The following is a 21,079-nucleotide window of genomic DNA, read 5'->3' on the forward strand; positions in this document are numbered from 1 at the left end:
GGATACATTTGTTGGGCGTAGTCTCAGGACTACATTCAACGGTCAAAGAGCCCTGTCACTCGCTTCGTTTTTTAGTTATTTTTTCTGACTGGATGGTAGGCGGGATTCCACGTAACTGAGGATTTTATGGGGAATTATGACCCCATCTTTTATAGCTCACCTAGCTTATCGGACCATTGAATAGGGCATAGATAATAATTCTGTCACTTTTTAGCTTCTACCAGGTTGCTGGCACGGTTTTATTATCGCTTTGCCTGTGGGCTACTTTATAGACAAAAGTTATATAGGGTTGACCATCACAAAAATAGCCATTCTCTCCCTGTTTGCCTACATGAACACGACTACCTATCCCAACGAAGAAGTTCTGGTAAGTGCGTTGCAAAGTCATAAAGCCGCTGATTTCTCCCTGATTTATGATGCGTATTCACCAGCCTTATATGGTGTACTACTTCGATTGGTTAAAGATACCGCTCGTGCTGAAGATTTATTGCAGGATGCTTTTGTCAAAATCTGGACAAACAGCCAGCAGTATAGCCCCAAACAAGGCCGACTATTTACCTGGTTATTGGCCATTACCCGTAATCTGGCTATGGATGAACTAAGGGCTAGGAAAGTTCGAGCTACAGCTGCAGCTTATATTGGCGAACACGAAGTAACGGCAACCAACCTAAGGCTTGCTGAAGGCATGTTGAATCGGTCGCTATTGAGTCAGTTAGCGCCCAAATACCAGGCTGTTGTTGAGCTCATGTATTATCGAAATTATACCAGCCAGGAGGTCGCCGAAGACCTGAAACTACCTATTGGTACCGTTAAAACACGAGCGCGGAAGGCATTACAAGAACTAAAGCACTATTTTAATCAGGACATTCAGTACTACCACACCGAATATAGTGGCTTAAAGTCAGCCTAGTACTCGTCCAATTTAGTTTCTATAGATTCTTTGGGTTCTATCGTCTTTGATTATCAGCACAATAGGACCAACCGCGCGGGCGGCCCCGAGAATCTATAGAATCCCCTAGAATCTAGTTTGCCAAAGCATTAGCCTATCGTTTCTTATAAGCCGTTAAAAACTCAATGGCTCCCCAACTGTTCTAACATACCGATGATGGCGTCGGTATCATCCACTTCGCCAAGGCGTGGGAAAATTACTTTCAGGCTGTTTTCGTGGGCACTATCAACTATATCGGCCATGGCATCCTGCGCAAAGGCGATGTTATAGCCTCGTTCACTGGCCGCTCGGGCAGTGCTTTCAACCCCTCTGCTGGTGGCTACGCCCGCCAACACAATACCCGTAACACCTCGTTTCTTCAATTCGTCGTCAAGATTAGTTTCATGAAATGCACCCCAGGTGTGTTTGGTGATAAAAATATCATCAGATTCCGTTTTTAGTTCAGGTACTATGGCCAGAGCTTCGTCGGGTAAAGCGGAAAATGAAGGTGACTTGGCATCCCGACGTATTACAGACTCACCTGCTCGCCTGGGGTCGACCGTCACGATCACAATAGGTAAAACGGCCTTTCGAAAAGCAGTTACCAGTTTGGCGGCCTTAGCCAGAATAACGTCCATCGGTGTTGAGGATGGAATCTTTACAATTGCATTTTGCAAATCAATTAAAACAAGCGCCGTGTTCGGATCGAGTGCAGTTACCATGTGTGTTGAGAGTTAATTTGTTAGCTTGTTTTTTTAGGCTGTTGGCGCAACTTCGGTAATCATCGCTTCAGTTGACGGAGATACCAGTTTCGTTGGCTTATTTTTTTGCAAATGGCGGAGGTGTAGTACACCAATACCAAGTGCCAGAATACCCTGTCCAAGCACAGTAGCCTGTACACCAACATGTTCGGATATAGCCCCAACAATCAGACTACCGATGGGCAACGTGCTGGCATACACCATGACAAACATGCTGATGACTCGCCCGCGCATGGCCGGCGCTGCCTGCGTTTGCAGGAGCGTATTGTTGATCGTAATCTGCGACATCATGCCGAACGCACCTATCGAGACAAAGAACAGGGCCAATGGATACCAGGCTGTGTACGAAAATAAGATAAGTCCTGATCCAAAGACAAAGGTGTTGATTGTGAGTATTTTATTCAGGTTGGCGCTAGGTTTGAGTGAAGCCAGGAAAATGGCGCCAGCAAAGGCCCCAAGTCCGATGGCACTGTCGAGCAAACCGAATGTGGAGGCTGTTCCGTGGAATACATCCTTTGCGTAAACGGGCATCAGACTGGTAAACGGCAGTACCAGTAAGCTAATCAGCGCCAGCATGAGGATAATGAACCGAATCGTCGGCGTTTCTTTCACGTAAACAAATCCTTCGACCAGCTCGCCCAGAATATTCTTCGTATGCAGTTTGGCGACGTATTTTGGCAGTTTCATAAGCAGGAGCGAGCTAATAACAGCTACAAAACTGAGGGCATTCAGTCCGAAGCAAACTACTTCGCCTAAGCGCTCAATGGCAATACCGGCAATGGCGGGGCCCAGTAGTTTAGACAAATTGACCATCGATGAATTTAGGGCCAGCGCATTGGGCAAGTCTTTTTTATCATCGACCAGTTCATACACTAGCGATTGTCGGGCGGGTACATCAAACGCATTGATCAGGCCCAATAAAACGCTCAATAAGATGATTTCCCAAACGGCATAATCCTTAAAGAAGACCACCGCTGTGAGTAGAATGGCCTGTAGCATAGATAAAACCTGTGTGAGCAACAACACCCGATACCGATTGTAGCGGTCGGAGATAACTCCGCCAACGGGTGTCAATAAGGCAGATGGGAACAAGGTTGCAAATACACTGACGCCCAGCATAAACTTGGAGTGAGTTTGTGCGTAGATCACCCAGCTTACGGCTGTCTTCTGCATCCAGGTGCCCAGCAGCGAAATAGATTGTCCGGCAAAGAAAAGCCTGTAATTAGAACTCTTAAAGGCATTGAATGTGGTTACGTTCATAACGTGAGTTTTGTTGGTACTGATCGGTAGCGTCTGAAAATCAAGGCTTCATCTTGTCTATGAATGAAATGCTGGCCATAAGTGATAGACTCATAAACCCTAAAAACAGCAGGAACATCAACACCTTGTTCTGGGGGGAAGCCTTACTTACCCGCAGCAAAACATAACCGATAAGTAGATTAAAACCGGCCCACAACACATTGATCATGGGCGAAGACAACCCTTTTCCAGGTGGATTGGCAAACGGGCTCGGAAACGGGTCGCCGGAGACACCGTTGATGTAATGGGGGACAACGTTTGCCAGGAAAGCACCGGCAAAAAATGCAGCTACATACTGATACCATTTCATAACTTGATGATTATTAATTTTTTAGGTAAAATTCTTAAAATGAGTTGATTGTGTGCTCTAATCGACTTCCAGTAATTTGTTCAGAGGGCCTAATGCCTGACACAGTATCGCCTTATCTTCGGCCGAGCAGCTTTCCTGTATTGCCTTACCCAACCACTCGTCCACTTCATTTCGGACAGTGAGTAAAATGGCCTGCCCTGCCTCCGATAGCGAGATCACGACTTTACGTTTATCGGTTTCGGAAGGCTTTCGGGTAATGTAGCCAAGCGCCAACAGATGGTTCAGAATCTGCGACATCGACTGCGTCGTCACCTTTTCCATCTTGGCGATTTCGTTAGGCAACATTTCTTTCTGCTTATCAAGCAGTTTAATGACCGACCGTTCGGTGAGCGATAGCTTCTGATGAGTTGGCGATTCGCTCCGAAGTTTCTTAATGAGCCGGGTTATAACCGTTCGTAGTTCTATGGATAGTTCCTGGTCGGTTTGGGGTGGCGAAATCATAATAGTAAAGCAAACTTGTTAAGTTACTTTACAAAACTAGATTTATTATTCTGCTCTGTCAAGCTCGAAAACCAGTATATGAGTAGAATTAATAACTATTTAATAGCCATCAGGTGGCTAATAACGAGTAGCCTTAGGTGTAATTCTGTGGTTTAACGACAAGTGAGTAAGATAGAACAGTTGCCTTTTCTGCTTTGATAGTTAATTCAAGAAACTCCGCTTGAAAACAACGATCAAAAAATACTCCTGATGAAAAGACGTAAGTTCGTAAAGGCATCCCTGCTAACAGGTGCCATAAGTAGTATTGTGTTACCATTAAGTGAAGCTGCTGATAACCAGCAAAATGCAAGCCAAGAGTTTTATGAACTTAGGATTTATAGTCTGAAAAATGCCCGGCAACGGAAAGCGGTTGAGACCTATCTTCAAAACGCGCTTATCCCGGCCCTTAATCGTTTGGGGAGTAAAAACATCGGGGTATTTACCGAATATCTTCCCCAGGGATTTACCAAACTGGTGGCCGTTATACCATTTAATTCACTGGAGGATTACTTCACTACACCCGACAAGTTGGCCAACGATACGGCTTACCAGCAGGCCGGGATTGATTATTTAACCGCCGAAGCGACAGCGCCTGCCTATGAACGCATTGACAGTTCGTTATTGAAAGCCTTCGCGCTCATGCCTAAACTGGAAACGCCCGAAAAGAAGCCGCGTATTTTTGAATTGCGTCGCTACGAAAGCCATAACGAAACGGCAGGGAAGAAGAAGATCGAGATGTTTAATCAAGGTGGTGAAATCGCCATTTTCAAGCGAGTAGGGCTAACGCCGGTATTTTTCGGCGAAACGCTGATTGGGCCCATGCGTCCGAATCTAACGTATATGCTCACCTTCGATAACATGGAGGAGCACGATCAGAACTGGAAGGCCTTTGGTAGTGATCCAGAGTGGAAAAAGATAAGCTCGGTACCCGAATTTACAGATGCCCGGATCGTGTCGAACATTACCCGTATGTTTCTGATTCCTACCAATTTCTCCCAGATTTAGCCAATACATAGCATTTCATGGAATCACAAACAAACCTAGCGGCTGACCTGGCCCGAATCGCGATTCAGGAGGAGCGCCTACAGTTTGATCACTTTACGGCGGAAACTGCCTGGGAGTTGGGAGGTCGGTTGCGGGAAGCGGTTAAAGCCCGGAGTGGAGCTGCGGCTATTGATATTCAGCTCGCTGGCCAGCCCTTGTTTTTTCTGGCCATGCCCGGTACAACGCCCGATAATGGTGAGTGGATTCGGCGCAAACGCAATACAACCTTGCATTTTCACCGGAGTTCCTATGCAGTCGGACTTCGCTTGCAACAGACCCAGACTACGCTTTCGGATCGTTATGGTCTGAGTAACCAAAACTATGCCTCGCACGGTGGGAGTTTTCCGATCTGGCTCAAAGGCGCAGGTTGTGTGGGTGCTATTACCGTTTCGGGCTTACCGCAGCGCGAGGATCATGGATTGATTGTAGCCGTTCTGGCCGACTGGCTTAAGGTGCCTCTTGAGGGCTTGGCACTGAATTGATGTAGGGGAAGAGATTTTCATATTCAGCGGGTTTTAACCCGCTGAATATGAAAAAATACCGTGTTCTCTGTGGGTCAATCTAACTAAAATCTTATTTACCACTTGTGCTGCTTGCGGTGAGTTCTTTAACGGCAACGCCTTTGCTGGCAAACTCCATATAATCGGTGGTAAGGCGGCAGAGCGATTTCATGCCCAATACAAAACCACCTTCGTCGACCTGGAAATCAGGCGTATGATGCGGAGCTGCATTTTCCACTTTGGTTCCTTTTTTCATGCCGCCCAAAAAGAAAAAGAAGCCAGGGACTTTTTCCTGATAAAACGAAAAATCTTCGGCACCGGTCGAAGCGGGCGTAATCTTGAGATTGCCTTTACCTGCAACCGCTTCGAGGGTTGGCACCATCTGATCCGTTAATTTAGGATCGTTGTACGTAACCGGGCAGCCAACATTAATGGTCACATCGGCTTTGGCTCCCGCACTTTCGGCAATGTTCGTGGCAATTTCGCTGATACGTCGGTGAACCAGTTGTTGAGCTTCCGGGCTGAACGTGCGAATCGTTCCAATCATGCTCGCTTCTTCCGGAATGATATTTTGCCGAATCCCGCCATGTAAAGCGCCCACAGTAACCACGGCGGCATTATCAGTGAGGGTAACGTTACGGCTAACGATTGTCTGTAAACCCATCACCACCTGTGCCGATGTCACGATCGGGTCTACCCCCGACCAGGGGGCGGCTCCGTGCGTTTGTTTTCCTTTGATTTTGATGGCGTAGGTATCGACAGCGGCCATGGTAGCGCCAGGCCGATACTTGAGTGTACCGACTTCCGTTTGCGAGTTAATGTGCAATCCGAAAATGGCATCTACCTTCGGATTTTCGAGAACGCCTTCCTTGATCATCAATTTGGCTCCCCCTTCTTCACCTGCTGGGGCTCCTTCTTCAGCGGGTTGGAAAATAAACTTAACCGTGCCACGCAGGTCGTTTTTAACGGATGCCATCACTTCGGCTACACCCATCAGAATGGCTACGTGCGTGTCGTGCCCGCAAGCATGCATCGTACCTGTCTGCTGACCATTGTATTCGGTTCGCACTTCCGATTTAAAAGGCAAATCCACGCGCTCGGTAACAGGTAGTCCATCCATATCGGCGCGGAGAGCAACCACAGGGCCTGGTTTACCGCCTTTGAGCAAAGCAACGACGCCTGTTTTACCAACGCCTGTTTTTACCTCCATGCCAAGTGCCTGTAAATGAGCGGCCACCTTCGCTGCTGTTTGAAACTCCCGGTTACCGAGTTCTGGATGCTGGTGGAAATCCCGACGCCAGGCAACCACCTTTTTTTCTAGACTTTCGGCCGTTTTGTCCATACGAGCGTTCAGAGTTCCTATCTGTGCCGAGGCAGAATAAACGCTCATCGTACTAAACGCCAACGCAGCGATAAAGAATGGAGATTTTTTCATCGACTTGATCAATTTGGTTGTAAATGCAGGTTTAATGCAATTTACAATTAAGTCGATAGATAATTTTGATTTTTATTTATGAATCCTATTTATTAATTAATAATCATAGATTATACGGAATAATTTATCTTTTGTGAGGAGCTTTTCAGACTCTATGTTCTGTGATGTCGGTTAAAAGTAACCGACAGAGGTCTTCAGAGGGTAGCATACAAGCGTGGTGATCGTGTGTGGAGCGGATCCTATGAAGGAGGAAAACATAAGGATTTAATTAGCCGTCATGCCTATAGTAAAAGTGGGGAAATCGGATTGTAATGGCGTATTAAGTCGCGATCGTGTACGGTAAATTCATTCGAAAGTACTATTTTTGATAGGTGAACCGACGTATACGCCCTGACGATCTCGATGTCTCGCCCTATAAAGAGTTGATCCAAACTCTGGCTTTTCAATGGGTTAGTGCCGACTTGCCTGCCGGTACGATAACTTATGATGATTATATCGTGGACATTCGTACGTTGCTCTTAACGACGCAAAATCCGGAACGAACGGCGACTGTTGTTAGGGCTATTCTAAAGCAGGCTGTTGAACTCAATAAAACATCGTTTTGGGTAGAGGAGGAACTCAAGTTTGAAGGCATGATCGATGGTGCTGATCGGAACGATTTTTTATTACTGGAACTTAGTCAGGCTGATGAGGTCGATGACCGAATGCTCGATACCTACAACGAGCGTGTGAACCGATTTACATCCGATATAGCTGGTGATTCGTAGCCTTTCATCTAATTCATACTTCTAAACTCTACAGGTGTTTTGCCCGTTTTTTGCTTGAAAAGTTTATTGAAGTATTGCGGGTAGTCAAATCCTAATGAGTAAGCAATTTCACCCACTGATTTATTGGAGTTTAATAGACTATTTTTTGCTTCCTCAATTAAATAAAAATGGATATGATCCTGGGCGTTTTTGCCCGTTTCCTTTTTCAATAAATCACTTAAATAACCTGGGGATAAGTTTACCTGTTCTGCCACAGACTTTACAGTAGGTAAGCCATTTTCGTTTATAGTATTTTGTTTAAAATAGTTGCTCAATATTTTTTCAACCTGAGCAACTATCAGATTATTCGAATTCTTTCTGGTAATAAATTGCCTTCCATAAAATCGAGAACAATAGTTTAATAATAGTTCGATGTTGGATACAAGGATGTCCTGGCTATGAAGATCTATATTTTCCTGCAATTCGGCTCGTAATTTCAAGATACAATCATATAAAATCTGTTTCTCTTTTTCGGATAAATGAAGCGACTCTGAGATTTCGTAAGAGAAAAAACTATACCCTTTCATTTTGTCGTTCAGTGAAGTAGCTCTGATTAAGTCGGGGTGAAAAAACAACCCCCAACCCATCATATTTTCGGATTCTTCGATGTCGTTATCCATTTCGAGCACCTGATTGGGAGCCATGCAAATTAGATTACCATCCTGAAAATCAATGATTTTTCGACCGTATTTTATGTTATTCCTATTGTAAGTTTTGAATATTAATGCGTAGAAATCGGAAGAGATCTTTGTCTCTGCATTTATCGATTCATTCACCTGACTAAAATCGACAACGGCAATTAATGGATGTTGTATGAGGATATCCAATTGAAAAAATTGGAATATATCTGAGACGGTTTGGAGATGGATGAATACGTTCATAGTGTGTCGATTACTTTTTGTAAGTATTTATTGATCCGCGATTTTGTCATTCCGACGATAGGAGGAATCTCAAGTTTTACTATTGCGAAACTTGAGATTCCTCCTATCGTCGGAATGACAAAAAATAAAGAAAAATATTCGAAAAGAAACTAAAATGTATACTTTGACTCCTTGTTAAATTATTTGCCTATGTGTTTAAAGCCCAAACTGCATTTTCATGTTTTCGATGAAAATCTTATCACTCGATTCTTGACGGTTGCCTATGATTGTTTTGGCATCTTCTCCTGCTGTGTACCGTAGCTGGTTAGTACCATCGGTAGCGGCCTGGTAAATTACATTGGCAACTACACTTGCTGGAGACGCGTTTATAAATAGAGCGGGCAACGCCGACATTACTTTGCCAACCATAGGCTGGTATTCGGTAAGCGTTTCATCGTTACTAAAATCAAATGAACTACCCGAAAAATTAGTAGCAATCGCCCCAGGTTCAATGATTTTTACCTTTCCGCCAAACTGCTCAACTTCGTAGCTCAACGATTCGGAAATGCCTTCGACGGCAAATTTGGTTCCATGATACAAGGCACCTAAGGGAAAGGTCATTTTACCGCCAATGGAAGATATATTAATGATCATCCCGCTTTTATTTTGGCGGAAGTGTGGGAGCAGGGCCTGGGTAACATCCAGGAGGCCAATGACATTGGTGTCAAACTGGCGAACGATTCGCTCTCTGCCAAAAGATTCTAAAGGGCCATAAGCGCCATAGCCTGCATTGTTCAACAATACATCAATTTTCCCCATTTTCTGGATGCCTTCTGTTACGGCTCGCCGAATAGAATCCAAATCCAGAACATCGAGTTGGGTAACCCAAACGTTGTCCAAAGCGGTTAATTCCGTTTCCTGTTCAGGCTTCCGCATAGTAGCGATCACATTCCAGCCTTTTGCCTGAAATAACTTCGCGGTTTCTTTACCAATACCGGTACTTGCACCCGTAATAAAAATTGTCTGATTCATTTTTTGACAGTTTTAATTCGGATGCAAAGTTTTCGGTAAACGCTGGCTTGCGAATAATACGAATTCAGGGAGATTGTATTCTTTTTACGGATTCGGGCTGGAATTTAAATCTGATGTTATTGCAAGTTCATTTAAACCCGAAGGGTTGATAGGATTATAGTTTTCTATAATCCTATCAACCCTTCGGGTTTTGACCTGACTTCGGTTAGATCTTAATTCCCCATTCGTTTGTCATTGGGCGACCAAGGAGGGCATTGGCTTCGTCGTCATTTTTGAATTGCTCCTTCTTCGGATTCCATTGAAGCGGCCGTTTCAGTCGGTACGCGATGTTGCCAATGTTACAAACGGATGCTGTTCGATGACCAATTTCGACGTCGCAAATGGGTTTGCTGCGTTTCCTCATGGCGTCAAAAAAGTCTTTGTAATGATTGTCACTGTGGTACACATGCTTCTCATTTTCGCCAATCACTTTTGTCGCTAACGAAGCGGGCGTGGTTTCCAGCTTCTTCCGCTGAACCCGTAGTTCACCTTCTGTTCCAGTAAATAGGATGGCATTGCTCCAGTCCCATTTCTCGTGGGTCATTGTAATGCCGTTGTCGTAGCGGTAGGTTAAGAATGGGTGATCCTTGCCATCGGGTGCAATGACTTCAACGGGGCCGCTGTTGTCCATATCCAACGACCACTGCACAATGTCGAACATGTGCGCACCCCAGTCGGTGACCATGCCGCCCCCAAACTCCCGGTAATTGCGCCAGTTCGGGAATACGTCTTTTGAGATTGGAGGGGCTAATTCCGAATTGAACGCTACGGGAGCATTGGGGCCGAGCCACTTGCTCCAATCCAATCCATCGGGAATTGGCTCGGCGGGGAGATCGTAGGGGGTTGGCGGAGGACCAACGTTTACTTTTATGCTTTTAACAGTACCGATATAACCATTTCGAATCAATTCGGCTGTCTGGCGAAACTCCGGCCATGACCGTTGCATACTCCCGGTTTGGAACACTCGGTTGTGTTTGCGAGCCGCATTTACCATCGCCCGCCCTTCTTTAACGGTTAGGGCAAGGGGTTTTTCGCAGTAAATATCTTTTCCAGCTTCGGCTGCCCGAACGGCCATCGCTGCATGCCAGTGATCGGGTGTGGCAATGACAACGGCGTCGACGTCTTTGCGGGACAATAAATCCCGAAAATCAGTATAAACCGGTACATCGGAGTAAGCGCCTGCTTGCGGGTTTTTCTCGTAATGCGCCTTGATTCGATCGAGGGCCAGTTGCGATTTGGCTTTGTACACTTCACTGATGGCCACAATTCGGGCTTCGTTGGTGCCCAAAAATGAGTTGATCAGACCTTTCCCCTGTTTCCCTGTGCCAATAAAACCCAGCGAAATGACATCGCTGGGAGCCAGATATTTCGAGCCATCGGGCCGTTTACCACCCAATACATATCGGGGGACAATCATAAATCCTGCTACGGCAGCGGCTGTTTTTCCAATGAAATCCCGGCGATTAATTGACTGTTCCTCGTTCATTATAAACCTGAATTAAGCGTTGCTGACAGATTAGTTAATTCAACACGACCGTTCGTTTTTCCGACCGGATTGTTCGTAGTTGGAAAAAGCCATTTCTGGGTTCATTCCTAATGTACGATTGCTTAATTTCGATTAGCAGGTGGAAAAAGATTGTCAAACGCATCGATCGTCCAGGCCGTATTGACGGTTGAATACTGCTCGCGAAGGGCTTTCACGTCGGCTGGTTGAACAACTGCCGATTGGCGTCCATTAGCAACTCGCAACGAAGTGCCCACAAATTCGTAGCGGATATAGCTAATAACGGAAGCGATCCATTCGTCGGAATTCTCTTTCATCGACGCCATTTCACTCGGATACGATTTGCCTTCGATGGTGCCTTTTAACCCATGCAGGAGAATTCGAATCGCGATTTCTTTGTCGGCGTTCACATGTTTGGCTCCCCGTAAAGCAGGCGCAGCGTTGGTTGGCAGTCCTTTTCCATCGCCACCATGACAAGGCGAACACATGGACTTGTAGATTTCACTACCGCTTACAATCAGTTTTCGATCTGCAGGTGAAAAACTAGCCAGTTTGGCTCCGTATATCTTGGCATCTTCGTTTTTATCAATGCTCTTTCTGACGCTCGCCAGCATCTGATTCGCTGGATTCTGGGTTAAGATGTCCTGCGCAATCCGTTTGGCCAGCTCATTCTTACTAGCGCCCAGCGATAAAAGCACCTGAACTTTTACATCGTAATTGGCGTCGGCCGCTAATTTTCCTACTTCCTCAATCCATTGATTGTCATTCTTTTTGATGAAAGGCTCGCTCATCCAGACGGCGGCCCGTCTGATTTGCGGATCGGAATCTTTTAACGAAACTGCGAGGATTTCTTTCGTAATGCCATTCAGCCCTTCGAGCGTCCATAAGGCATGCAGGCGTCCCAATGCCGAGACATTCTTCTTGCCGGTAGCCATCAAGGTTAACTCCGGTACAACCGATTTGTCGCCTAAAACGATGATCTGCTTTTGGGCATTATCGCGCCACCAACCATTGGGATGATCCAGATAAGCGAGCAGATTGCTGGCTGGAACATCGAGAAGAGCCGGTTTAGGCCCTCGTTTGTATCCGTCATGAACCAATCGCCAGATTCTACCGCGTTGATTCACCTTGGCCAGTCCATAATAATCAATTTTGCCTCGCAGATAACTTCCTTTCTGAGTCCAGTTGGATTCCTGAATAATGCCCCGATTCATATCAATAATGTACAGGCAACCATCGGGCCCGGAGTACGTATTGACTGGTCTGAAAAAGGCATCGGTGCTGGCTATGAATTCTTTGTGGTTATACACATTCTCCAGATACGTTTTGCCGTCGCGATTGACGACTTTCGCGCGTCGGATAATGCGGGCAACTGGTTCGTTGATGATGTAATCGCCCACTAAATCGGCGGGCAGGCGGTCACCTCTAAAAATAGATTGACCATTGGCTGAGGTAAAGTGGTTCAGTGTGCTGTCTGGACGTACTCGGGGTAATCCACCCTGTACATCAGGGTTCTGTATCCGCGACCAGACCGGGCTGAACGTTTCTTCGCTATAGGCATCGGCAAACTCGAGCTGACCATATTTGGGATTGATTTGAAAGCCCGATCCTGCATTTTCGCCACCACCCCGGCTAAAGAATAAACGCCCATAATTATCGGAGGTTAAACCCCATTGCCCGTTCGAACCACTGTGTAGCGAATCGGGTTGGAGCATTCCGTTCACGTAGCGAAACCGAATTGGGTCAACGGTTTGGTAGATGTAGTTATCGATGTTCCAGATCAGGCCACTACGTTGGTGTTCCAGATTGCCGGGGGCAACTTTGCCTACTGTATAAACGGCCTTTTTTACGTCCGAAACGCCATCACCGTTGGTGTCTTTGTAGCTGAAAATATCGTAGGTGTCGGTTTCATTGACCAATAGTTCGTGGTTGACACACAGGAGCATACGGGGCAAAATCATGTCTTTGATAAACACCGAGCTTTTGTCCATTTTGCCATCATTGTTGGTGTCTTCCAGCAACATTACCCGACTTTTTGCGTCCTTCGTCCCGGTACCATCCGCATCCTGGGTGTATGTTTCCATTTGCGCCACGTACATTTTGGCATTGCCATCCCAGGCAATAGCAACCGGCTCTGTGATCATGGGCTCACTCGCCACCAATTCCATGTGATAGCCTTCCGGAATGATAAATCTCGCCTGACTCTGTTCAGGGGTGAGCGGAGTCAGGATGAAGGGCGAAACGGTAGGTAACGTGTCTTTAGCCGGAGCCGCCTGATTGGGCGATGTTGTTGCTACTGCTGTTGTGGCGGGGCTTTTAGTCGCTACTTTAACCGAACAGGCATAAATGACTACTGCGAAAGCGAATAAGCTGTATTTAAGGTTACCGTGTTTCATCTTATTTTTAATGACCTGTTTTTAGACTGTCTATTATCCAAGTTCTATTCACAGTCTAATGGACGGGGAGTTAAGATTCTACTCTAAAATTTCTTCGGATAGTCTTTTGGGCAATCATGCAAAATTATGCTTCATCATTTATTGCCTTGTGTGACCCCGCTGGGGTCAACTATTTATAGCAAATAGGTTCTTCTATAAACATCTGACCCCAGCGGGGTCACACAAAAATTAACTCAATAAAAGGCTGTGTTTGAATGGCGTAAATCCCGTCAGATAAACGGTGGGCGAATCCATAGCGGGTAAGGCACCTCGCAATTGAATGCCTTTGTGGGCGACTCTGCCCGGCCCGAAGTGGATGGTGTCACTCCCGACTGTATACGAACCCGATTCACCTGCTAACAGGTAAGCTTTGTCTTTATTTGGATAGTTTGTAACGCCAGCCAATACACCCCCCGCTCGAAAGATTAACTCCAGTGCCACTGGAACGCCCTCTGTGCCCACCATGTCAATATCGATTTGTAGGCCATTGGGAGTTTCTTTCACGGCAACCGTTGTCTCCAGCTTTTGGATCTCACTTTGCTGGCGGTTGCTTCTTGGCATTTTATCCCAATCGCCGTCAGGGGCAATCTTGTCGGAGGAAAAAGGTTGGTAATAAGGGCCTTCCAGCGAGTTATGCATCACCCAGCTATTGCCCTTCTGCTCAATTTTACTGGACTGAAATTGCCCTTTTCCGAAAAATGAAGCGGCTACCCGAACGCCCTGCAACACAGCATTTCCTTTATGAAAAGTGAGCCAGGTTGCATTGTTCGATAAAAGGGTGGCATCCCAATTCCCTCGCCGAATACGGACGAGACCTGAGTACGGAAACGCTTTGGCGTAGTTGGTCGGTAACGGTTTACTGGCTGGAAGTTCGTTCCAGAGGGTAGGATCTTCTAAAAAATAATCGAGATAGCCTGCCAATTGCTCCTTCGGGCAAGTGGTTTCGATAAGCCGACACATGGCCGCCATTTCGCCATTTTTATCCAGCAAGGCCATGTATCGGTAGCAATAATAGTATTTGGCCATGCTCCCAATGGTCCCTTTGTCCTGTCGGTTCGATGCTTCGGTGACCACCTCGCCATTGGGGTGAACATAGTAAAGCGTCATCATCAGATTCCTGCGAACGGGCTCGAAAAGCTCGGGTTTGGGCAATCCTCTGGCGATGATGATTAACGATCGATCGACGATCGGTGAATAGCTATTGGTGCTTTTCTCATTGAATTGGCCGTCGGGGTCAATATCGATGTGTTCAGCCAGCCACTGGTTGATTCGGTTGACGTAACGACTGTCTGGAAACACGCCATTCAGCTTTGTAAGAGCCGCAGAGACTACCCAACGATGGTTTGGCGTATGAATTCCGCCCACCGAGAGCGCATCCCCCGCTTTTTTCAAAAACGTTTTTAGTAAGTCGATTGTCGTTTTCGCTCCGCTAGCATTGGATTGTACTAAAAACTTATACGCAGGAATGATATTTTCTGTGAGGAAAGCAGTATCGGGCGTCGAATGAAAGTTAGTATCAATATAATCGATTGTGCCGTCGGCATTCTGCATCTTGAGCAAAGCTCTGGCTGCCAATTCGATATCGGTCAACAATTCTTTCGCTTGATAATGAGTCGATTCCGAGCAGGAGAAAAGCATGCTTGCTCGCATGATAAAGCCGCTGGTTGAATGCGGATTAGGTATGTCCACATCGTTCATGTAGCCGCCCACATACTTGCTGGTTGAGTCGGTAACCTTATAAGGCTTATAATTGGCCAGCTGTTGGTCGTTTATCCGAATCCACTCCAGTAACCAGGCTGGTTTGGTCGCCCGTTGCTTTTTGAGCATCGTAAAACCGGACGCAGACATCAGGCAAAGCGATGTTGCGCCAATCGTTACAAAATTCCGTCTATCCATTAAGAAATAAGATTAAGGGGGTATTTCCTTGATCAACTTGCGTTGGCTCTGGACGTCAATAAGACACGTCTCAGAATTCTCTAATGGTAAGACAACGTTTTTGCATTTTACCCGACCCAGTGGCAACAATTAATTGGAATACCCAACTTAGCGCATAGACGATTTAGGTATCAAGCCATTGGTGGCACAATTGGGTCATTACCTGTTGAAACTCTGCCAGACTCATTGGTTTGGGAATACAAGAAACGGCACCTCCCGCAATTGCTGCTTCTGAAAATTCACTTTCCAGCCGACTACTCATCATTACAACAGGGGTTGATTGCCACAGAGGATTTTGTTTAAGTTGGTCCAGTATTTGGAAGCCATTTAGTTTGGGCATATCTATATCCAGCACAATTAGCCTGGGTATTATGGGATTAGATTTTTCCTGATTCGTTGGTGGCGATTCGTTAGCTATTTCAATTGACTGAATAAGCTCAAATCCATCGGCAAACAGTCGAAGCGGATACTGCGGTAAAAATCGCTTGAATACCTCCTGGACTAAAAATCGGTAATCAGCAGCATCGTCGACAACATACATCATACTATGGGTATTCGTCAGTATTTAGAATAGATATATGGGTAATGGATACTATAAAATGAATGATGAAAGGTGTGGATAATCAGGTTTTTGGTCTACTTTCCAGTATAACGAAGCGGTAAGCTGATGACAAAGCGAGTACCTACGCCGGATTCACTACTTACTTGCAACTGGGCTTCCAACAACTGAGCCAATTCACGTACAATGCGCAGGCCTATACCTTCTCCTTGTTGTTGGTTTGGGACAACAGGAGTCTGCCAGGATTCGGTTACGGATTTGCCGGACTTCGTTGATTGGCTTGGTCCGCTCACATTCAGGTGAGCAACCAGTTCGGGAGCTAAACCCGGACCAGTATCAGCAACCTCAAACCACCACCGATCGTCAGCTTCTCCCCATTGAACCCGAACACTACCCTGATGGGTATACTTGAGCGAGTTTATAATGAGGTTCTGGGCCATTCGGTAAATGAGTTTTCGGTCATTTTCAACCACTAGTTCGTCTGATCCCGACAGAACGAGTGTAAGTGTATGGGCATCGGCCATTTTTTGTAGGCTCTGGCCTAGCTCGGTAAGCAACAGACTGACATTGAAAGGGGCTACCACATGTTGCTGCTGACCCGTTTCCAGGCGAGCCAGGTCTAACAGATTGGTTAACAGGCTTGTCGCCTGATTGACGTTGCGGAGTACCATGGCCATCATCTGCGCCCGCTCGCCTTCTGTATTAGCCATTTCCAGTAACGACAAGGCTCCATTGATGATCCCGAAATTACCCCGTAGATCGTGAGAAACCGCGCGCAGGAGTTCGGTGCGTTGAGCCAGCGACGCTCGTAAGGCAGTTAGCGCGTCTACACTATGGCGCGAATTCTCCAGCTCATCCAGCCACTGTTGCTGTTGGGCCTGAATCTGTTTTAATTCGGTGATATCGAGGCCTGTTATCACTACTCCATCATCCTGGCGCATGACTGCTAATGCCAGCCAACGATCCTGATTTGGGGTAGGCATGGGTTTTTCCTCATACCGGGTTTCTTGTGAATGATATACCTGACGTAATAGATCCAGCGTAGCGTCATCCCATAACAAGTCGCCGAAGTATTCTGCTGACTGCCCCACAAGTTCATGCAACGGCTGCTCCAGAAACTGCGCTAGTTTATTGTTACCAACCGCCAATCGAAAATCAAGAATGTGCTCGGGCTGCTGCTTGTCGTGAATAGCCTTTAGTAGGGCAATGGAGGCCGGCGAAGCGTCTAAAACAGCTTGTAGGTTGTCGGCTGTTTCCCGAATCTGCTGCTGGGACTGAAGCTGCTCGGTAATGTCCAGATCGACGCCCATCACTCGTTTCTCGTCACCTTCGCCAATTACGTCGGCTTTAATGCGCAGGGTTTTGTAGTCGCCACCAACCCGAATGCGAAACGAATGCTCGAAGTGGCCTTCTCCTTCATACATGTATTGCACCAGTTTTTGCGCCCCGTTTTTGTCTGTATCCGCAACAAAGTCTAGATAAATTTCGGGGTGAATGGGCTGATCGGGCGGTAGCTCAAAGAGCCGGTACATACCCGCCGACCAGGTGAACTTACCTGTCGATGGGTGGTATTCCCAACTGCCAATTTCGGCTAACTCTTCGGTTTGACCCAATAGTGTCAGCGGCCGGATATTAGCCAGCCGTTGCTCACTTTCGCGCAGCGCTTCGTCGGCATGGACGCGATCGACTGCTGCCCAGGTGCGCTCGGCAACTTCCTGCGCTAATTCGATGTCTATAGGGGTCCATTTTCTGGGGGCACACTGGGTAATGCAGAAAAGGCCCACTGGTTGACCATTCTTGATCAACGGCACATCAACGAATGAAATAACCTCTAATTGAATACAGAGCTGCCTTAATTCTTCATCCACTATGGTTGACGTGTGTACGTCAGGAACAACCAAGGGATGTCCTGCATCAATTACGGCCTGGAAGATGGGCATCCTACTGAGTGAGTAGACTCCAGTAACGGAAGGTAAATCGGGTCGGGAAGCATCCTGACGGACAATGGCATTGTTGGTATCTATTTCGCAGTAATAGCATCGGTCGGCCCCAAAATAGGCCATTGCCATTTGAGTCACAGCCTCCTGAATGGCAGCTGGGTTTTGAAGTGGGCGTAGCGTATCACTTAACTGGAGCAGGAATGCCTGCCGTTCTTCAGCTCGTTTGCGCTCGGTGATGTTGTTATACACATAGACGACCTTGCGGCTTCCCTCATCTCCGATACGTGACGTATAAACCTCGAACCACCGGTTGAGGGAGGCAACCTCATGGATAAATCGTTGCGATTTGCCAGTTTTGGCAACACGTTCAAAGAGTTCAAACCAGAATGGCTCCAGATTTGGGATAAGTTCGCGGATTCGCTTGCCCGTAACATCGTCAGGTAAGCCAGTCAGCTTCGGAAACGCTGGATTCTGTTCCAGGTATACATAGTCAACCACCTTGTTGCTCTCGTCGAAAATCAGTTCAATGGTACCAACGCCTTCGTCAATTGATTCGAATAGGGTGCGGTATTTCTCTTCCGATTCACGTAGGGCTTCTTCGGTCATTTTTCGGTGGGTGATGTCAACGAAGGTCAATACAACCCCATTGATGCGGTCCTCGGCTGTACGGTAAGGGAGTATCCGCATGATAAACACCCGCCCGTCGGTCGTATTCACCTCCCGTTCTATAGGTTGTAATTTACTCAGAACAGCTTCTGCATCAGTCTGTAAATGGTCGTACGATAGCCGATTGGTAATGTCGGTCAGGGGGCGGCCAAAATCGGACGGAATCAAATTGAATATCTGGCGCGTAGCGGGTGTAAACAGATTGACCCGAAAACTGCGGTCCAGAAACAGGGTGGCAATGTCGGTGGAGTTGATCAGATTCTGCAAATTATTGCTGATCAGCGACATTTCTTCCACCTTCACTTTTAGCTCCTGATTCACCGTCGTCAGTTCCTCATTGATCGACTGGAGTTCCTCTTTGCTTGTTTCCAGTTCTTCGGCTGCCGAGCGCAGTTCCTCGTTCATGGCCTGCAACTCTTCGTTGGAGGCTTTCAACTCCTCGGCCTGCAACTCATGTTGCTCATTGGCCGAACGCAACTGTGCCTTAACCCGGATCAGTTCGTTTTCCAACTGGCGCGCCATCGGCTCAATGGGAGTGAGTACAGGGGTTGATTCGGCGATATCTTCGCTGGCTGACTCAAACAGCACCAGAAAAAATCCGTGAGCGGGATTGCCTTCGCCTAACACGGGCCGGATATGCAGGTTTAGGGTTTCGGTCGAGTCCTCCAGGCGAATTTTCAGGTTTCTGACTTCTACATTGATCTGTTGCTGCGTAGCTTGATAGAGTGCCGTGCGTAGTTCCAGACGCAGCTCGGGCCGGATGAGCTTTAAGAGATTCTTAGAGAGTTCTCCTCCGGCAAAGTGCAGATACCGCCCGGCGCGGGGTGTAAAATGCAGAATGTCGTAGTCGCCGTTGACAATTACCGACGGGGGGGCATATTGTTCCAGAATCTGCTGATGGAGTTCCCCGAAACTTAGCCGGGGTATAGGACGGCTCTCCAGCTCCGAAACCGGCTCTGGCAATTGCTTTCGGAGTTGGGGCAATTGGGGTATACTTTCCGGAACGGGATAGGGGCGGCTGGCTACCTGTCGACTCTGGTAAAGATGATGTTCGCGGCTGATTGTCGCATATAGATCCCCCGAACCATCAACGGTTTCCGACAAACCCAGCATCAGGTAAGCTCCTGGGTTTAGGGCGAAATGAAACGTTTCCATGACCCGCTCCTGGGCAACAGGGTTGAGGTAAATCAGCAGGTTGCGACAGGTAATCAGATCCAGCTTTGAAAAAGGCGGATCTTTCAGGACATTCTGGTTCGCAAATAGAATCATTTCCCGGATTTCCCGGCGGATGCGATAATTTTCGCCCTCTTTGGTGAAAAAGCGGCTAAGTCGTTCCGCCGACACATCGGCCGCGTCGTTGAGGGTATACAACCCTTCGCGCGCGGTGGCAATGGCTTCTTCATCGATATCGGTAGCAAAAATCTGCACCTTGGGCGCATCGATAACCCCCATCGTTTGTTCGGCACACAACATAGCCAGTGAGTAAGCCTCTTCGCCCGTAGCACAACCCGCTACCCAAATACGCATCGTTTCTTTACCCCGGCGGGTAAGCAAAGGCAATACCTGTTGTTCCAGGTAATGAAAGGCTCGTTCGTCACGAAAAAAGTTGGTTACCGAAATCAACATATCTTTCAGCAGCGCCTGGGTTTCATCGGGGTGATCCCGTAAAAAAACGGCATAGGCAGGCAGGCTGGTCAGATTCTGAATGCTGATCCGACGTTCCAGCCGACGTAATAACGTCGATCGTTTGTAGTTGGAGAAGTCATGACCGGTACGCATGCGTAGTTGCGTAAACACCTCACGCAGGGCTTGCTGTTGATCTTCAGGGCGTTGAGGAGCTTCTTCGGCAATAGAAACCGTACCTAGACCCTCCCGATAGGTCAATAGCCGAGCTGGAATCTGGGCCACCGGCAGAATATCATCGACCAGATCGGTAGCAATGGCATGGCGGGGCATTTCATTGAAAGCGGCCTCGCGCGGGTTTTGCACAAATACAGCTCCACCCCTTTCTTTCACCCGTTTGAGGCCCATCGAACCATTGGCCCCCGTGCCCGACAGTATGATAGCAATGCCTAGCGAACCATGCGATTCAGCCAGGGTTCTTAGGAACATATCGATTGGTGCCCGGCGCTCTTCGATCCGGGCATTCGACCGGACGGCAATGGTCCCGTCATCCATTAGTAGCTGTTTATCGGGTGGTACAACATAGACCCGATTTGCTTCGACCCGCACCGTTCTCGTTACTTGCTTAACGGGAATGGAAGCAACGCTCTGTAGGATATGAGCGAGTTGACTGTCATAATCTGGTGAAAGGTGTAGAATTACGACATAGGCCATGCCCGAATCGGCAGGTACCTGCTCAAAAAATTGGGTTAAGGCTTCAATACCACCGGCCGATGCCCCAATGCCAACAATAAAGGTTGGATCTGATGCAGGCTGACTGACTGTTTTTTGGGGTAGTTTTTGTTTACTCATGGGAGAGGGAG

General features: G+C 47.2%; 16 protein-coding genes. 4 read left to right on the forward strand and 12 right to left on the reverse strand.

Going from position 1 to position 21,079, the window contains the following annotated elements; all coding sequences use genetic code 11:
* The first annotated feature begins 331 nt into the window (after window positions 1-331).
* Complete coding sequence (locus tag ACYVGR_RS06865; RefSeq protein WP_460954887.1) at window positions 332-910, forward strand: RNA polymerase sigma factor; 579 nt, start codon at window positions 332-334, stop codon at window positions 908-910.
* A 161-nt stretch (window positions 911-1,071) separates the two neighbouring features.
* On the opposite strand, the gene ACYVGR_RS06870 is transcribed toward ACYVGR_RS06865, so the two are convergent.
* Genes ACYVGR_RS06870 through ACYVGR_RS06885 form a run of 4 tightly spaced genes read right to left on the reverse strand, consistent with a single transcriptional unit; the run spans window position 1,072 to window position 3,799 of the window.
* Window positions 1,072-1,650 carry an isochorismatase family protein gene (locus tag ACYVGR_RS06870; protein WP_460954889.1) on the reverse strand — a complete coding sequence of 193 codons (579 nt, stop codon included), beginning with the start codon at window positions 1,648-1,650 and terminating at the stop codon, window positions 1,072-1,074.
* Window positions 1,651-1,683: 33 nt separating this feature from the next.
* Window positions 1,684-2,949, reverse strand: a complete 1,266-nt coding sequence (locus ACYVGR_RS06875) for an MFS transporter (protein WP_460954891.1) — start codon at window positions 2,947-2,949, stop codon at window positions 1,684-1,686.
* 40 nt (window positions 2,950-2,989) lie between these two features.
* Window positions 2,990-3,298 carry a hypothetical protein gene (locus ACYVGR_RS06880; RefSeq protein ID WP_460954893.1) on the reverse strand — a complete coding sequence of 103 codons (309 nt, stop codon included), beginning with the start codon at window positions 3,296-3,298 and terminating at the stop codon, window positions 2,990-2,992.
* Window positions 3,299-3,355: 57 nt separating this feature from the next.
* Window positions 3,356-3,799 carry a MarR family winged helix-turn-helix transcriptional regulator gene (locus ACYVGR_RS06885; protein WP_460954895.1) on the reverse strand — a complete coding sequence of 148 codons (444 nt, stop codon included), beginning with the start codon at window positions 3,797-3,799 and terminating at the stop codon, window positions 3,356-3,358.
* 249 nt (window positions 3,800-4,048) lie between these two features.
* Between ACYVGR_RS06885 and ACYVGR_RS06890 the strand changes: the two genes are divergently transcribed.
* Together ACYVGR_RS06890 and ACYVGR_RS06895 are read left to right on the forward strand one after the other, a co-directional pair.
* On the forward strand, window positions 4,049-4,843 hold the full coding sequence (locus ACYVGR_RS06890) for an NIPSNAP family protein (RefSeq protein ID WP_460954897.1): 795 nt from the start codon (window positions 4,049-4,051) through the stop codon (window positions 4,841-4,843).
* A 17-nt stretch (window positions 4,844-4,860) separates the two neighbouring features.
* On the forward strand, window positions 4,861-5,364 hold the full coding sequence (locus ACYVGR_RS06895) for a heme-degrading domain-containing protein (RefSeq protein ID WP_460954899.1): 504 nt from the start codon (window positions 4,861-4,863) through the stop codon (window positions 5,362-5,364).
* 91 nt (window positions 5,365-5,455) lie between these two features.
* Here ACYVGR_RS06895 and ACYVGR_RS06900 read toward each other — a convergent pair whose 3' ends face one another.
* Window positions 5,456-6,772, reverse strand: a complete 1,317-nt coding sequence (locus tag ACYVGR_RS06900) for an amidohydrolase (protein WP_460956072.1) — start codon at window positions 6,770-6,772, stop codon at window positions 5,456-5,458.
* 416 nt (window positions 6,773-7,188) lie between these two features.
* Between ACYVGR_RS06900 and ACYVGR_RS06905 the strand changes: the two genes are divergently transcribed.
* A complete protein-coding gene (locus ACYVGR_RS06905; protein ID WP_460954901.1) occupies window positions 7,189-7,584 on the forward strand; it encodes a hypothetical protein in 396 nt (131 codons plus the stop codon).
* An 8-nt stretch (window positions 7,585-7,592) separates the two neighbouring features.
* Here ACYVGR_RS06905 and ACYVGR_RS06910 read toward each other — a convergent pair whose 3' ends face one another.
* The 7 genes from ACYVGR_RS06910 to ACYVGR_RS06940 all read right to left on the reverse strand — a co-directional run bounded on the left by ACYVGR_RS06910 (window position 7,593) and on the right by ACYVGR_RS06940 (window position 21,068).
* The gene (locus ACYVGR_RS06910) at window positions 7,593-8,504 is read right to left on the reverse strand and encodes a helix-turn-helix domain-containing protein (protein WP_460954903.1); all 912 of its coding nucleotides are present in this window, start codon (window positions 8,502-8,504) and stop codon (window positions 7,593-7,595) included.
* A gap of 195 nt (window positions 8,505-8,699) precedes the next feature.
* Entirely contained in the window at window positions 8,700-9,515 is an 816-nt protein-coding gene (locus ACYVGR_RS06915) for an SDR family oxidoreductase (protein ID WP_460954905.1), read from the reverse strand.
* Between the two features lie 205 nt (window positions 9,516-9,720).
* Window positions 9,721-11,040: a Gfo/Idh/MocA family protein gene (locus ACYVGR_RS06920; protein WP_460954907.1), complete on the reverse strand. Its 1,320-nt coding sequence runs from the start codon at window positions 11,038-11,040 to the stop codon at window positions 9,721-9,723.
* 122 nt (window positions 11,041-11,162) lie between these two features.
* Window positions 11,163-13,454, reverse strand: a complete 2,292-nt coding sequence (locus tag ACYVGR_RS06925) for a DUF7133 domain-containing protein (protein ID WP_460954909.1) — start codon at window positions 13,452-13,454, stop codon at window positions 11,163-11,165.
* Between the two features lie 228 nt (window positions 13,455-13,682).
* On the reverse strand, window positions 13,683-15,389 hold the full coding sequence (locus ACYVGR_RS06930) for a hypothetical protein (RefSeq protein ID WP_460954911.1): 1,707 nt from the start codon (window positions 15,387-15,389) through the stop codon (window positions 13,683-13,685).
* A gap of 163 nt (window positions 15,390-15,552) precedes the next feature.
* A complete protein-coding gene (locus ACYVGR_RS06935) occupies window positions 15,553-15,972 on the reverse strand; it encodes a response regulator (RefSeq protein ID WP_460954913.1) in 420 nt (139 codons plus the stop codon).
* A gap of 92 nt (window positions 15,973-16,064) precedes the next feature.
* Complete coding sequence (locus ACYVGR_RS06940; protein ID WP_460954915.1) at window positions 16,065-21,068, reverse strand: CheR family methyltransferase; 5,004 nt, start codon at window positions 21,066-21,068, stop codon at window positions 16,065-16,067.
* Window positions 21,069-21,079 lie beyond the last annotated feature (11 nt).

The organism is Spirosoma litoris (assembly GCF_054776755.1).